Here is a 14,418-nt window from a genome sequence, read left to right on the forward strand (position 1 = left end):
GGTCGGCGGGGGAATGGGCGGTGTCGGGTGCGCTCAGGCGGCGCGGTGCTGCCGTACGGGCTCGTGCTCGGCCTCCGCGCCGGGCGTGCGCGTGGGCGTGGAGCCTGGTCCGGGGCGCGCCGCGACGCGCTCCCGCCCCGCCGGGAACTCCTCGATGGCCAGTTCACCCGCCTCCCGGTAGCCGGCCCGCTCCTGGGCGGTCGGGGAGAGCGCGACGAAGGCGGAGGCGAGGAAGAGGAAGGACCCGAGGCCGACGGCGAGCGGGAAGACGAACTCCATCGGACTGGCCCCGCCGAGCCCGGTGCGTTCGGGGTCGAGCCGGACGTGGACGGCGGCCATGCCGGTGTAGTGCATGCAGGTGACGGCGATGCCCATGGCCAGCGAGGCGGCGGCGGCCGCGTACACGTTGCGGATGGTGACGGCGGCCCAGAGGGCGGCGGTGGCGGCGCCGACCGCGACGAGGACGGAGAGCGCGACGGTGCCGGCGTCGTAGTGCAGGCCGCCGTGCATCCGGAGGGCGGCCATGCCGAGGTAGTGCATCGCGGCGACGCCCAGGCCCGTGGTGACGCCCCCGGCGAGGAGGGACAGGCCCCGGTGGCGGCCGTAGCAGACGACGGTGAGCCCGAGGCCCGTGACCAGGACGGCGACCAGCAGGCTGAGGACGGTCAGCGGCACGTTGTAGCGCAGTTCGGTGCCGTCGACGGTGAAGCCGAACATCGCCACGAAGTGCATCGTCCAGATGCCGGAGCCGATCGCGGCGGCGGCCGTGAGCAGCCAGTTGCGGCGGGCGGCGCCGCCCGCCGCGAGGCCGCGCAGGGTGCAGCGCAGGCCCAGGGCGGCGCCGGCGCAGGCCATGACGTACGAGAGCGCGGGCGTCAGCCAGCCGAAGCTGAAGTGGTTGAGGGTGCCCATCGGACCTCCGGTCGACCGGTCGGGCCCGGGGCGGTACGAGGTGCGCCCGGGCTCCCCGGGACGGGCGGACGGCCGGTGCCGTCATATGCCAAGTGCATGTGCACGCCTGGCCCGGGGTGCGTGGGACGCTATCGAGGGGCCCGAATTGATGGCCGGAAGATCTGAAAAGCTACCCGCAGGTCGGCTCCGGTATGTTCGAATGGGCCGGTCCTGTGCCCAGTCCTGTGTCCGACCCTGGGCCCTACCTTCCGGGCCCTACCTCGGGGACACGGCGCCGCGCTCCAACGCTGGGTGGTCATCGGCACTCCTTGAGCGCGGGCGGTCCGACCACCGTACTGACGGGTAATCACCACGGGAAGGGTGCGGAGACTATCGCTCCGCACCCCACCCGCACGTCTCACTCGTACTCGGTGCCGCCCTTGCGGGTCAGGTAGGCGTCGCTGACCACCTTGGCGATGGCCCGGGCGCCCAGCAGCATGCTCCAGCGCTCGGTGACCGGGCGGACCACCACGCCCTCGCGCAGGTGGAGTCCGCGCCCGGAGTGGGTCTCCTTCCCCTCGGCGAAGGCCAGCACCGTCTCGCGGTCGAACGGCCCGCGCCACAGCTCGGGCACCAACGGCAGCTGACCGTCCAGCAGTTCGGCGGCGTCCAGCCACGTCAGCCGCCCGTCGATGACGGCCGACACGTCGAAGGCCGCGTACCCGGGCAGGCCCGCGCGGGCGGTGGCGCCGTAGGTGAGGTCCTGCACGCCCTCGCCGAAGACCTCGCCGAAGATGCCGACCCGCTCGGCGCCCAGCCGCTCGGCCAGCCGGGCCGCGACCTCGGGTATGCCGTGGGCCCGCACCGTGCGCCAGTAGAGGTTGCGCTCGGTCTCGACCAGCGCGAGGCCCTGCGCGCCGATCCCCTTGGAGGAGACCTGCACCTCCCCGGTGGCGGCGGTGTACGTGAGCAGGCAGCAGCTGCCGTGCAGCTTCTCGGTCAGCACGACCGGCTCGCCCGGCTCGAAGACGTCCGGGTAGCGCTTCAGGTTCTCGATGTCGACCCAGGGCAGCAGGTCGGGGGCGCTGACGGCCTCCCCGCTCATCGACACCGGCACCGGCGGCTGCCACTTGACGACCCCGAGCAGCTCGGCGAAGTCCTCGCCGCTCCCGGCGGCGGCCTCCAGGTCCGCGCCGGCCAACGCGGCGGGCCGGCAGACGATGCCCTGGGAGAGCTCGCCCCGCAGCCGTACGGCCCTGACGCGGTTGGCCCGGGCCCCGGCCAGCTTGCCGGTCAGCCCCAGCTCCTCGATCAACTCCTCGGGGAGCACGGACTGTTCGGGGATGTAGACGGCGTAGTCACCCGTCCGGTAGGCGCCCTTGGCCACCACCGCCCGGTAGAGCCCGACCTGCGCGAGCTCCAGGGCATCGGCGTTCGGGTGCTCCAGGACGATCAGCTTCTCGGCGGTGACGCGAAGCGTGGACATGGGACGGACTCCTCCCCTAGGGCTCGGCCGGGACGGTTCGGCCGGTCAGTCGGACGGGTCGTTCGGACAGGTCGCTCGGACTGTCGTTCGGACGTGCGCACACTCTCGCCGGTCGGCGGTCCGGCGCGCGAGGCAATTTCCGGCGCCGGGGGCCGGGCGCTCGATATCGAGGGGGGTTGAGTCATCCGACAGGCGAGGGCGCCGCCGGTTCTTCCCTCGCCTGTGCGAAGCGACAGGGGACGAATCGCTCGCACGTGCGGCACTATGATCGCCGACAAGGCCGCAGCCGCGGCGCCGCCGCCCCGCGCCCCTTCCGGCGCGCGCCCCGGAGGGAAGCCCCGATGAGCACCCGCACGCCCGTACGCACGCCTGCCCGCACGCCCGCCCGGCGGCTCGTCGTGGCCTGCGCCGCCGTCCTCGCCCTGGGCCTGGGCGCCTCCGCCTGCGGCTCGTCCTCCTCCTCGGACTCGGGGACCTCCGCGGCGCCCTCCGCCCCCGCCTCGGCCGGCGGCGCGGTGAAGGCCCGCGGGACCGTCACCGTGTTCGCGGCCGCCTCGCTCAAGGAGACCTTCACCGACCTCGGCAAGAAGTTCGAGGCGGCCAACCCCGGCGCCAAGGTCGTCTTCAACTTCGGCGGCAGCTCCAGCCTCGCCACCAGCATCAACTCCGGCGCCCCGGCCGACGTGTTCGCCGCCGCCAGCCCCGCCACCATGAAGACCGTCACCGACGCGGGCGGCGTCAGCGGCCAGCCCACCACCTTCGTCAGGAACACCCTCACCATCGCCGTGCCCAAGGGCAACCCCAAGCACGTCGCGGGGCTCAAGGACCTCACCGCCCCCGGCGTGAAGGTCGCGCTCTGCGCGAAGGAGGTGCCCTGCGGCGCCGCCGCCCTGACCGCGCTCAAGGCCGCCGACCTGCAGCTCACGCCCGTCACCCTGGAGCAGGACGTCAAGGGCGCCCTCACCAAGGTCGAACTCGGCGAGGTCGACGCCTCGCTGGTGTACAAGACCGATGTGCACGCCGATGCTGCGAAGATCGACGGCGTGGACTTCCCCGAAGCCGCCAAGGCCGTCAACGACTACCCCGTCGCGACGCTCGCCAAGGCCCCCAACAAGGACGGCGCCGCCGCCTTCCTCGCGTACGTCACCTCGCCCGAGGCCCGGCAGGTGCTCACCGCGGCGGGCTTCCAGGCGCCGTGAACCCCCGCACACCCACCGGCCCCGCGGGCGACGCCGCACCCCCGCCGACCCTGCCGGGGCCGGGGCGGCGGCCGCGCCCGCGGCGGGCCCGTGCCCCGCTGGCGCTGCTGCTCCCGGCCCTGCTCGGGCTCGCGTTCCTGATCCTGCCGGTGGCCGGCCTGCTGATCCGGGCGCCGTGGAGCGGACTGTCCGAGCAGCTGACCAGCACGGCCGTCTGGGACGCCCTGCGGCTCTCCCTGATCAGCGCCACGGCCGCCACGGCGGTGTCGCTGGTCCTCGGCGTCCCGCTGGCCTGGCTGCTCGCCCGCACCGAACTGCCCGGGCGGCGGCTCGTACGGGCGCTGGTCACCCTGCCGCTGGTGCTGCCGCCGGTGGTCGGCGGCGTCGCCCTGCTGCTCGTCCTCGGGCGGCGCGGGATCGTCGGCTCCTGGCTGGACTCCGCCTTCGGCCTCACCCTGCCCTTCACCACCACCGGGGTGGTGATCGCCGAGGCGTTCGTGGCGATGCCGTTCCTGGTGATCAGCGTCGAGGGCGCGCTGCGGGCGGCAGACCCGCGCTACGAGGAGGCCGCCGCCACCCTCGGCGCCGGGCGGCTGACCGCCTTCCGACGGGTCACCCTGCCGCTGATCGCCCCCGGGATCGCCGCCGGCGCCGTGCTCGCCTGGGCGCGGGCGCTCGGCGAGTTCGGGGCGACGATCACCTTCGCCGGGAACTTCCCCGGCCGCACCCAGACCATGCCGCTGGCCGTCTACCTGGCCATGGAGTCCGACCCGCAGGCGGCGATCGCGCTGTCGCTGGTGCTGCTGCTGGTCTCCGTCGCCGTCCTGGTCGGGCTGCGCGAGCGCTGGCTGAGCACGCCGTGACGACCTTGCGCGTGAGACCCCCGAGTGTGAGACCCCCGAGCGTGAGGCCCCGAGGAGGAGCAGGGTGAGCAGCACGTCGACCCTCGCCGTGTCCGACTTCCCGGCCGCGTCCGCACTGGACGCCCGGCTGCTGGTCGAACGGCCCGCGTTCACCCTCGACCTCGCGCTCACCGCCGAGCCCGGCGAGGTCGTCGCCCTGCTCGGCCCCAACGGCGCCGGCAAGTCCACCGCCCTGCGCGCCCTCGCCGGACTGCTGCCGCTCACCGGCGGACACCTCAGCCTGGACGGACGCCTGCTGGAGGCCCCCGCCCGGCGGCTGCGCGCCCCCGCCGAGGAGCGGCCGGTCGGCGTGGTGTTCCAGGACTACCTGCTCTTCCCCCACCTCAGCGCCCTCGACAACGTCGCCTTCGGCCCGCGCTGCCAGGGCCGCCCCAAGCGCGAGGCCCGCGCACAGGCCCAGGCCTGGCTGGAGCGCCTCGGCCTGGCCGAGCACGCCTCCGTCCGCCCCGGCCGCCTCTCCGGCGGGCAGGCGCAGCGGGTGGCCCTCGCCCGGGCGCTGGCGGTGCGGCCGCGGCTGCTCCTGCTGGACGAGCCCCTGGCCGCCCTGGACGCCCGCACCCGACTGGACGTACGGGCCGAACTGCGCCGCCACCTCGCCGAGTTCGAGGCGGTCGCGGTGCTGGTGACCCACGACCCGCTGGACGCCATGGTGCTGGCCGACCGGCTGGTGGTGATCGAGGAGGGGCGCGAGGTGCAGTCCGGCAGCCCCTCCGAGATCGCCCGCCGCCCGCGTACCGACTACATCGCCCGCCTGGTCGGCCTCAATCTCTACCAGGGCGTCGCCGACGGTCCCCATGTCACCCTCCCGGACGGCACGGTCCTCGCCACCACCGAAGACCTCACCGGCCCCGCCTTCGTCGCCTTCCCGCCCTCCGCCGTCACCCTCTACCGCGAACGTCCCCAGACCAGCGCCCGCAACCTGTGGCCCGCCGAGGTCACGGGCCTCGACCTCCACGGCGACCAGGTCCGCGCCGACCTCACCGGCCCCCTCCCCATGGCCGCCGACCTCACCGCCGCCGCCGTCGCCGACCTCCGCCTCACCCCGGGCACCAAGGTCTGGGCCTCCGTCAAGGCGACCCAGACCCACGCCTACCCGGCCTGACACCTGGCGGCGAACGGCCGACGGCTGACAGTCGACAGCGAACGGATGACGGATTTCACCATCTGTCATCCGTTCGCTGTCGATTGTCCGTTGTGCGCTGTCCGCCGTTCGCCACCCGCCGTCCGCCGCTCTCAGTCGCCCGACGGCTCGACGAAGCCCGACTCGTACGCGGCGATCACCGCCTGGGTCCGGTCCCGTGCGCCGAGCTTCGTCAGTACGTTGCTCACGTGCGTCTTCACCGTCTGCACGCCGAGGTAGAGGCGTTCGGCGATCTCGCCGTTGCTCAGGCCGCCCGCGACCAGCCGCAGGACCTCCGCCTCGCGCTCGGTCAGGGTCGCCCGGGCCATCGCCGCCCGGGCCTGCGGGTTGCCGCGCCCGGCCGACAGCCGGCGAATCGCGGCCGGGAAGAGCAGCGACTCCCCCGCCGCCACCAGGCGTACGGCGTGGGCGATTTCGGCCGGGCGGGAGCGCTTGAGCAGGAAGCCGTCCGCACCGGCGCGCAGCGCCTCGTAGACGTAGTCGTCGTTCTCGAAGGTGGTGACGACGAGGATCTTCGGCGGCCTCTCCCCCGGTGCTCCCGGGCGCAGCAGTTCGCGGGTGGCCGCGAGGCCGTCCAGCACCGGCATCCGGACGTCCATCAGCACGACGTCCGGACGCAGCGCACGGGCGAGGGCGAGCGCCTCGGCGCCGTCCGCGGCCTCGCCGACCACCGTCAGGTCGGGCTGCGCCTCCAGGACGGCCCTGATGCCGAGCCTGACCAGTTCCTCGTCGTCGGCGAGCAGGATCCTCGTCGTCATGCCGGTGCCCTCGTCCCGTCCATCCCTTCCATCCCGTCCGTCGCGCTCGTCCGTCACGAGCCCAGGTGCAGCGGAAGGCTCACCTCGAGCACCCACTGTCCACCGCCTTCCTCACGCGGCCCCGCCGCCGCTCGCCCGCCGAGCAGGGCCGCGCGCTCCTGGATGCCACGCAGGCCCTTTCCGCCCCTCCGGGCAACCGCGTTGCCGTCGCCGTGCATGCGCGCCGAACTCCCCTCGCTCGGAAGCCGGTTGGCGCAGCGCATCTCCAACAGCCCGTCCTCGACGGCGATCCGCACGTCGACCAGCTCCCCCGGCGCGTACTTGAGCGCATTGGTGACGCCCTCCTGCACGATCCGGTAGGACTCCCGCGAGAGCACCCGGGGCAGCGCCCCCTCGGCGACCTCGATCGTCGCGTCGACAGGGCTGCCGGCGGCGCGGACGGTGTCGAAGAGCCCGGGCAGTTGCCCGAGTCCGGGCTGCTCCGCGGCCCCGCCGCCCGCGTCGGGCGGGGCCTCGCGCAGCAGCACGAGGGTGCGTTCGAGGTCCTCCATGGCCCGGCGGCCGGTCTCCTCGATGACCTCCAACGCCCGGGCGGCGAACGCCGGATCACCGACCTCCCGCGCCGCCCCGGCCTGGATGACCGTCACCGTGAGGGCGTGCCCGATGGAGTCGTGCAGCTCGCGGGCCAACCGGTTGCGCTCCAGCAGCCGTTCGGCCCGCAGCTCGGCCTCCGCCAGCCGCTCGGCCGGGGACGGCCCCAGCAGGGCGACGGCCATGGCGAGTTGAAGCCGCCCCGCCCCGACGACCAGCCGCCCGCAGCCGAGCAGGAGCAGCGGCGCGAACGGCAGCCCCCACCACCCGCCGACACCGGTCAGCAGCTGGTACACGGCGGGCAGCCCGAAGGCCAGGGCGAAGCCGACCGCCGATCCGAGCGCCACCCGCCCGATCAGCCAGCCCGCCGTACGCCGCCGGTCAGCCCAACTCCGCGACGCTTCCGCCCCGATGTCCTCCTCGCGCTCGGGCACGAGCAGCAGCCGCGCCTGCACGCCCTCGGCGCGCCGCGCCGCCGGGACGAGCGCGACCAGCGCCAGCAGCACGGTGTCCACGGCGACGCTCTTCGCCAGGATCTCGCCGAGCCCCTTGTCGTACGTGCCCGGGTAGATCATCAGCACCACGCCCGCGAAGATCCAGCCGACCAGCAGGTGCAGGAGGCGGGCGTAGGTGGTGCCCGCCAGCAGCGGCGCGACGATCTTGGACATGCGACCCATCCTGCCAGGTCAGCCGCCTTCCCGGCCTCCCTCCCGGGAGGGAGGCCCGTCCCCGCCGCAGCGGGATGTGCCGACGGGGCCGCTCCGGTGGACTTGTCACCGACGACGACCGGCGGGGCGAACGCGAAGGAGCGCAGACATGATCGAGATCCGGGGCCTGACCAAGGTGTACGACGACCGGCGCGTCGTCGACGACCTCACCTTCGACGTCCGGCCGGGCCTGGTGACCGGCTTCCTCGGCCCCAACGGCGCCGGAAAGAGCACCACCCTGCGCCTGCTCCTCGGCCTCGACCGGCCCACCGCCGGACAGGCCCTGGTCGACGGCCGCCGGTACGCCGAACTCGACTCCCCGCTCCGGCGGGTGGGCGCCCTGCTCGACGCCCACGCGCTGCACGGCGGACGCACGGCGCACGGCCACCTGCGCTGGCTGGCCGCGAGCAACGGCCTGCCGGAACGCCGGGTGGGCGAAGTCCTCGACCAGGTCGGCCTGACGGACGCCGCCGGGCGGCGCGTGCGCGGCTTCTCACTCGGCATGCGCCAGCGCCTCGGCGTGGCCGCGGCCCTGCTCGGAGACCCACCCGTGCTTCTGCTGGACGAGCCGGTCAACGGCCTGGACCCGGAGGGCATCCGCTGGATCCGCACCCTGCTGCGCCAACTCGCCGCCGAGGGGCGGGCGGTGCTGGTCTCCTCCCACCTGATGAGCGAAATGGCGCTCACCGCCGACCACTTGGTGGTCATCGGCCGGGGACGGCTGCTCGCGGACGCGGCCACCTCCGAGTTCATCGACCGCCACGGCCGCACCCGTGTCCGCGTACGCGCCGTCGACCCGGTCAGGCTGGCCGCCCTGTTCCGCCACGTCGGCCGCGACCTGGACGCCGCCCCGGCCGAGGACGGCGCCTGGGAGGTGACGGGCGCCCCGCCCGAGCGGATCGCCGCGCTCGCCGCCGAACACGGCGTGGTGCTGTACGAGATCGCCGTCCAGCGGGACTCGCTGGAGGAGGCGTTCATGCGGATGACCGCCGACAGCGTCGAGTACCGCGCCACCGAACCCGCCACCTCCGCCCAGAGCTAGGAGCACCGACATGCGCCCGACCGCCGCCGCCCTGCGCGCCGAACGGATCAAGTTCACCACCCTGCCCTCGCAGTGGGCGGCCCCGCTGGTCGCGCTGGCCTTGACCGTGGGCATCACCTGCGCCGTCAACGCCGCCTACGGCTCCAAAGACCGTTCCCTCACCGAGGACCCGGCGGTCTCGATCTACTACGGGCTGCTGTTCGGCCACGTCGCGGTGGCCTGCCTCGGAATCCTGCTGATCGGGCAGGAGTTCAACACCCGGATGATCGGCACCTCGCTCACCGCCGTGCCACACCGCGCCCGCCTGTACGGCGCCAAGCTCGCCCTCGGCGCCGGCCTCGGCCTGATGCTGGGCCTGCTCTCGGCCACCGGCTGCTTCCTCGCCGTCGCGGGCACCACCGGCCTGGACCTGTCCACCCCCGGCCTCACCCGCACCTTCCTCGCAGGAGTGCTCTACCACCCCCTCCTGCTCCTGCTCTGCCTCGGACTGACCACCATGCTCGGCAACTTCAGCGCCGCCCTCGGCCTGATCGCCCCCATGGTCTTCCTCGGCACCACCTGGCTCGCCGCCATCCCGGGCATCCGCGAGATCGGCCAGTTCCTCCCCGACCGCGCCGGCCTCTACGCGACCCACCTGAACACGGACCCGGACATCCACTACGGCCACTGGACGGGCCTGCTGATCATGGCCCTCTGGACGGTGGCAGCCGTCTACGGCGGCCTGCGCGCCATCCGGCGCCGCGAGGTGGCCTGACGGGTGACGGGTAACGAGTACCAGCGAACGGATGACAGATTTCGTCATCTGTCATCCGTTCGCCGTCAGTTGTCAGTTGTCAGCTGTCAGCTGTCGGACGTCAGGTGTCACTTGTCAGCCCCCCTCCGGGCCCTGCACCCGAGCCGCCCCGGTTGGCCGGTATTGGTCTCCCCATGGCCGCCGACTCCACACCTAGCATCACCTGCGGCGACACACCGCACATCCCGCACATCCCCCACACTCCGGAGGGCGGAACCATGCGTCATCTGCGAACCCTGAAGCGCCGCAGCGCACGTGTCGCGGCCGGCACGATCGTCGCTCTGGCCGCCAGTCTGCTCGCCACGCCCAGCGCGCATGCGGCGGGCACCAACTGGGCGGGCTGGTCGGGCAGCTGCTACGGCTGGACCACCTGGGACGCGAACACGGTCACCGGGCACACCTACGACCACTCCGGCGACCAGTGCGAGATCTTCATCGCGCAGCGGAAGTCGACCGAGCTGCCCGAGTGGCCCGACTCCACCTACTCCGCGTACACGTCCGGCAACAACACCTCCGCCAGCACTCCCACCTGGTGGCACGGACCGGCCAGCAACGGCAGCGTGCTCTACGACTACGTCTGCGTCACGGACCTGACCACCCGCGCACCCTCCGCCTGCAGCCCGGACTACACCTGAACCGACGACGTCAGGAGACGACGACCATGGTCAAGTCCTGGAAGACCCATGCGAGGATCATCGCCCTGTGCGCCGGCTTACCCGCGCTGGTCCTCGGCACCGGGGGCGTGGTGAACGCGTCCACGACGGACACGAACTACTCCGTCCTCTACAACTTCAACACCAACAACCAGTGCCTGGCCGTCGGGGCCGGAAGCATCGACAACGGCGCCGGCGTGATCCAGTGGAACTGCACCAACGGGTTCGAGCAGGAGTGGTCGTTCGACCGCCTGCCGACCAAGACGTTCAACGGCTCCACCTGGTACCACGTCGTCAACCTGAAGAGCACGCTGCAGCGCGGGACCCCCATGTGCCTGGCCGTTCCGGGAGGCACCAGCGCGCTGAACACCCAGCTGATGCAGTGGCCCTGCGGCGACTGGAACGACCACTGGTGGCGGAAGATCTCGACCGACTACGCGAACACCTTCGCGCTGGAGAACCTCAACGGCCTGTGCATCGGCGTCGGGGGCAACAGCCACGTCCCCGGCGCCCCCGTGGTCCAGTGGTCCTGCGACAACGGCCCCGAGCAGAGCTGGTACCCGTCCTGACCCCGACCCGACCCCGAGGTTCCGTGACGGCCCGTCGAACCCGACGGGCCGTCCGTTCCCGTTGCACCGGGGGCTGTCGGGTCAGCGCGGCAGGCGCCCGACCGGACAGTAGCGCTCGCCGCCCTCGACCGCGACGGTCGGGCCCGGGGCGATCTCGGTGAAGCCCGCGTCGTGGACGACGGGGAGGTCGCTGGCGAGCAGGCCGGCCCAGTGGTCCGGGGTGGCGGTGCGGACGGCGAGGGGGAAGCCGGAGTCGGCCCAGTCCTTTCGCTGGGTGTCGTCCAGGCGCCACCAGGCCAGTTGGGCGGCGTGGCCGGTCTGGGCCATGGTCTTGCCCGCGCTCATCTCCAGCTGCGGGTTGAGCCACAGGACGGGGAGGTCCGGGTCGGGGGTGGTGGGCTCGGTGGTCTCCTCCAGGTCCGTGCCGGAGACCTGGAGCTTGGCGAGGTCCTTGGGCCAGCCGTCCAGCGGGATCGGGGGGTAGACCCGTACCTCCGCTTCGCGGCCCTGGACGGTGAGACCCGGCAGTTCGCCCGCGCGGCGCCACTCGCCGCCCCGGGCGCGGCGGACCACCTTGCGGATCCGGGCGTCCTCCCAGGCCGCGACCCGCTCGGCCCACTCGCCCTCCGGCTCGGTCGCCCGGGGGTCGGAGAGCAGGGTCAGCACCGCCCGTGCCGAGGTCTCCAGGGCGTCCGTGCGCCCGGGCGGCGTGGCCTTCTCCAGGCGGACGACCAGCGGGAGGACGTACTGCGGCAGCTCGTCCCGGTCGTCGGGGCGGTCGTGGGAGCGGTCGTCGGGGCGGGCGTCGGGGGCGGGGATGTCGAACGGAGAAGTCACCCGTCCAGCATGCCAGCCCGCCCCGCCCGGGCAGTCCCCGCCCCGGCCGCCTCCTAAGCCACCGCCGCTGCTCAGCGGCGATAGCCGCGCTGGGGGTCGCGCTCCTCCGCGTCCTCGTACATCAGGAACCAGCCCTCGGGGTGGGTGGCCGCCAGCAGGGCCTCGGTGCGCTGCTCGGCGGCCAGTTCCGGGTCCCCGTCGTCGGGGCCGTACACGCCGAACAGCTCGTCGTGGCAGCCGTCCCAGTCGTAGTCGTACAGGTCGGCCGGCAGGTCGCCCATCATGTCGGCCACCGACTCGGGCTGCGCGCCGAGCAGGGCCCGGGCGTCCAGGAGCGCCATCCGCAGCGCGATCTCATCGGCCAGGCAGCGCGGCAGCGGCCATTCGCCGAGGGCGAGGTCGTCGGCGAGGTCGTCGTAGGCCCGGGCCATGGAGCGGCGCCAGGAGCGGTGGAGCGTCCAGGTGCGTTTGGGCAGGCGGGAGAAGACCGTCCAGTCGGCGTCGTCCTCGTCGGCGACCGGGTCGTCGCCGTGTTCCTCGAGGTCGTCGTACGCGGCGTCGGCGAGGCCGAGGAGCTGGGCGTGGAGGAGGCAGGCGGTGCGCGGGGTGAGGGTCCAGTCGGCTCCGGCGCCACCGTCCTCCTCCTCGCCCTCCAGCGGGAAGAGTTCGGCGAAGTCCGGCGTGAAGTCCTCGGTGACGCTGATCTCCAACGTGCCGCCGGTGGCCTCGACGCCGGGGATGGCCGCCACCAGCCGATCCGGGTGCAGCAGGGCGCCGAGGGCCGCGTTGGCGTCCTCGGAGACCTCACGCAGCAGTTCGCGGCGCTGCCCGGCCGGGTCGACGCCGCCGAATTCCAGGTCCTCGACGGCCCGGATCGCGGCGGCCCGCAGGGCGGGCCAGTCGGTGATCCGCAGGCCCAGCACCACCGTCGCCTCGACCTCCGGTGCTCCGGAGTCGCCGGGGTCGCCCGGGTGCTCCGCCGCGCCCGGTCCCTGTGGATGATCGCTTCGCTCGCCCATGGGGCTACGGTACGGCCTTTCGGGCGTCCGATCACCGGTCCGGACGGGCTTGCGGGAGGCATCTCGGCCACGGTCCGGCCACGCCTGTGTCACTCGGACGCACGACAGGGGCAGGATGGGGGCCATGGCAGACATCAACGAGTACGGCGGCGGGCAGCACCCGAACGCCGACGTCCTGGTCGTGACCACCAATGACGTCCCCGGCTACAAGGTCGACCACATCATCGGCGAGGTCTTCGGCCTGACCGTGCGCAGCCGCCACATCGGAAGCCAGATCGGCGCGGGCCTCAAGTCGCTGATCGGCGGTGAGCTGCGCGGTCTGACGAAGACGCTGGTCGAGAGCCGCAACGAGGCGATGCAGCGGCTGATCGAGCAGACCAAGGCGCGCGGCGGCAACGCCGTCCTGATGATGCGCTTCGACGTGACGGAGGCGGCGGACGTGGGCACGGAGGTCTGCGCCTACGGCACGGCCGCGGTGATCTCCCGCACCGCCTGACCGAGGCACGGGCGTACGGGACGTACGGCGAGCGGGCGGAGAGCGGGCGGAGAGCGGGCGGCCCGGCGGGAACATCCGCCGGGCCGCCGCGGTTCCCCGGGCATGGCTGTTCACGGTTCAATCACCCTGGGTCGGGCGGACGACGTCGTGGCGGAGGCCGCCATGGTCGACGTCGCCGTGGTCGACGTCGTCGTGGTGGGCGCCGGCCAGGCGGGCCTGTCCGCGGCGTACCACCTGCGCCGGCGCGGCTTCGCCCCGTACCGGCCGGACGCCGACGGGGGCGCGGGCACCGGCGGATTCGTCGTACTGGACGCCGGGGAGGCGCCCGGCGGGGCCTGGGCGCACCGCTCGCCCTCGCTGCGGATGGCCACCGTGCACGGCTTCCACGACCTCCCGGACGCCGAACTGCCGCCGCCGGACCTCGATGCCCCCGCGCGCGAGGTGGTGCCGGGGTACTTCGCGGCGTACGAGGCGCGGCACGCGCTCCCCGTCGTGCGCCCGGTCACGGTACACGCCGTGCGTGCCGAGTCCGGGCGCCCCGACTCCCGGCTGCTGGTCGAGACCGACCGGGGCGTCTGGTCCACCCGCGCGCTGATCAACGCGACCGGCACCTGGACGCGCCCCTTCCTCCCCCACTACCCGGGCCGCTTCACCGGCCGACAGCTGCACTACGCCGACTACCGCGGCCCCGAGGAGTTCGCGGGCAGGCGCGTGTTGGTGGTCGGCGGGGGCGCCTCGGCGATCCAGGTGCTGTCGGAGGTGGCGGCGGTCGGCGAGACGGTCTGGGCCACCCGCTCCGAGCCCGTCTTCCACGAGGGACCGTTCACCCCGGAGTACGGGCGCGCGGTGGTGGCCAAGGTCGAGGAGAGGGTGCGGCAGGGGCTGCCGGCGCTCAGTGTGGTCAGCGTGACCGGGCTGGGCCCGTCCGTCGCCTACCGGCGGGCCGAGGAGCTGGGCGCGCTGCGCCGCCGGCCGATGTTCGACCGGCTCACCGAGCACGGGGCGGTCTGGGGCGAGGAGGAGGTGGCCGTGGACGCGATCGTCTGGGCGACGGGCTTCCGGCCCGAGGTCGGCCACCTGGCCCCGCTGGGCCTGCGCTCCCCCCACGGCGGCATCGCCCTGACCGGCACCCGCGCCACCCTCGACCCCCGCGTCCACCTGGTCGGCTACGGCCCGTCCGCCAGCACCGTCGGCGCCAACCGGGCGGGCCGCGCCGCCGTCAACGACCTGGTCGGGCTGCTCGGCGACCCGCTGAGGGAGCCCACCGGGCAGGACCTCGAACCGTCCCTCGCCCAGGTTCAGGGGGCGTAGCC

The 14,418-nt window shown here is 73.7% G+C and carries 15 protein-coding genes; 9 read left to right on the forward strand and 6 right to left on the reverse strand.

All coding sequences use genetic code 11. The features are described from left to right. Positions 1-33 precede the first annotated feature (33 nt). A complete protein-coding gene (locus ACIBCA_RS08385; protein WP_396282059.1) occupies positions 34-912 on the reverse strand; it encodes an MHYT domain-containing protein in 879 nt (292 codons plus the stop codon). A gap of 397 nt (positions 913-1,309) precedes the next feature. Continuing rightward, positions 1,310-2,377 carry an RNA ligase (ATP) gene (locus ACIBCA_RS08390; RefSeq protein ID WP_396282060.1) on the reverse strand — a complete coding sequence of 356 codons (1,068 nt, stop codon included), beginning with the start codon at positions 2,375-2,377 and terminating at the stop codon, positions 1,310-1,312. Between the two features lie 341 nt (positions 2,378-2,718). On the opposite strand from ACIBCA_RS08390, the gene modA reads away from it, so the two are divergent. From modA to ACIBCA_RS08405, 3 genes are all read left to right on the forward strand, one after another. Beyond that, a complete protein-coding gene (modA, locus tag ACIBCA_RS08395; protein WP_396282061.1) occupies positions 2,719-3,576 on the forward strand; it encodes a molybdate ABC transporter substrate-binding protein in 858 nt (285 codons plus the stop codon). Further along, positions 3,573-4,439 carry an ABC transporter permease gene (locus ACIBCA_RS08400; RefSeq protein WP_396282062.1) on the forward strand — a complete coding sequence of 289 codons (867 nt, stop codon included), beginning with the start codon at positions 3,573-3,575 and terminating at the stop codon, positions 4,437-4,439. The genes modA and ACIBCA_RS08400 overlap by 4 nt, the downstream gene beginning before the upstream one ends. Before the next feature lie 64 nt (positions 4,440-4,503). Then, the gene (locus ACIBCA_RS08405) at positions 4,504-5,601 is read left to right on the forward strand and encodes an ABC transporter ATP-binding protein (protein WP_396282063.1); all 1,098 of its coding nucleotides are present in this window, start codon (positions 4,504-4,506) and stop codon (positions 5,599-5,601) included. A gap of 131 nt (positions 5,602-5,732) precedes the next feature. On the opposite strand, the gene ACIBCA_RS08410 is transcribed toward ACIBCA_RS08405, so the two are convergent. Together ACIBCA_RS08410 and ACIBCA_RS08415 are read right to left on the reverse strand one after the other, a co-directional pair. Next, positions 5,733-6,398: a response regulator gene (locus ACIBCA_RS08410; RefSeq protein ID WP_396282064.1), complete on the reverse strand. Its 666-nt coding sequence runs from the start codon at positions 6,396-6,398 to the stop codon at positions 5,733-5,735. Positions 6,399-6,451: 53 nt separating this feature from the next. Continuing rightward, positions 6,452-7,657: a sensor histidine kinase gene (locus ACIBCA_RS08415; RefSeq protein WP_396282065.1), complete on the reverse strand. Its 1,206-nt coding sequence runs from the start codon at positions 7,655-7,657 to the stop codon at positions 6,452-6,454. A gap of 148 nt (positions 7,658-7,805) precedes the next feature. Here ACIBCA_RS08415 and ACIBCA_RS08420 point away from each other — a divergent pair, with 148 nt between their 5' ends. The 4 genes from ACIBCA_RS08420 (at position 7,806) to ACIBCA_RS08435 (ending at position 10,753) form a co-directional block, all read left to right on the forward strand. Continuing rightward, entirely contained in the window at positions 7,806-8,738 is a 933-nt protein-coding gene (locus tag ACIBCA_RS08420; protein WP_396282066.1) for an ABC transporter ATP-binding protein, read from the forward strand. Positions 8,739-8,748: 10 nt separating this feature from the next. After that, positions 8,749-9,492, forward strand: a complete 744-nt coding sequence (locus ACIBCA_RS08425; RefSeq protein ID WP_396282067.1) for a hypothetical protein — start codon at positions 8,749-8,751, stop codon at positions 9,490-9,492. Between the two features lie 257 nt (positions 9,493-9,749). Further along, positions 9,750-10,166 (forward strand): hypothetical protein, encoded by a 417-nt coding sequence (locus ACIBCA_RS08430; RefSeq protein ID WP_396282068.1) that lies wholly within the window; start codon positions 9,750-9,752, stop codon positions 10,164-10,166. A 26-nt stretch (positions 10,167-10,192) separates the two neighbouring features. Continuing rightward, entirely contained in the window at positions 10,193-10,753 is a 561-nt protein-coding gene (locus tag ACIBCA_RS08435; RefSeq protein WP_396282069.1) for an RICIN domain-containing protein, read from the forward strand. An 81-nt stretch (positions 10,754-10,834) separates the two neighbouring features. Here the strand turns inward: ACIBCA_RS08435 and ACIBCA_RS08440 are convergent, their stop codons facing one another. Together ACIBCA_RS08440 and ACIBCA_RS08445 are read right to left on the reverse strand one after the other, a co-directional pair. Further along, positions 10,835-11,590: a peptidyl-tRNA hydrolase gene (locus tag ACIBCA_RS08440; protein ID WP_396282070.1), complete on the reverse strand. Its 756-nt coding sequence runs from the start codon at positions 11,588-11,590 to the stop codon at positions 10,835-10,837. Between the two features lie 71 nt (positions 11,591-11,661). Beyond that, complete coding sequence (locus ACIBCA_RS08445) at positions 11,662-12,609, reverse strand: hypothetical protein (protein WP_396282071.1); 948 nt, start codon at positions 12,607-12,609, stop codon at positions 11,662-11,664. Between the two features lie 124 nt (positions 12,610-12,733). Between ACIBCA_RS08445 and ACIBCA_RS08450 the strand changes: the two genes are divergently transcribed. Together ACIBCA_RS08450 and ACIBCA_RS08455 are read left to right on the forward strand one after the other, a co-directional pair. Beyond that, positions 12,734-13,105, forward strand: coding sequence for a YbjQ family protein (locus ACIBCA_RS08450; RefSeq protein WP_031065077.1), 372 nt, complete (start codon positions 12,734-12,736; stop codon positions 13,103-13,105). A 162-nt stretch (positions 13,106-13,267) separates the two neighbouring features. Next, positions 13,268-14,416, forward strand: coding sequence for an NAD(P)-binding domain-containing protein (locus ACIBCA_RS08455; RefSeq protein WP_396282398.1), 1,149 nt, complete (start codon positions 13,268-13,270; stop codon positions 14,414-14,416). Positions 14,417-14,418: the final 2 nt, after the last annotated feature.

It is taken from the genome of Kitasatospora sp. NPDC051170, assembly GCF_044455705.1.
Classification (GTDB): domain Bacteria; phylum Actinomycetota; class Actinomycetes; order Streptomycetales; family Streptomycetaceae; genus Kitasatospora.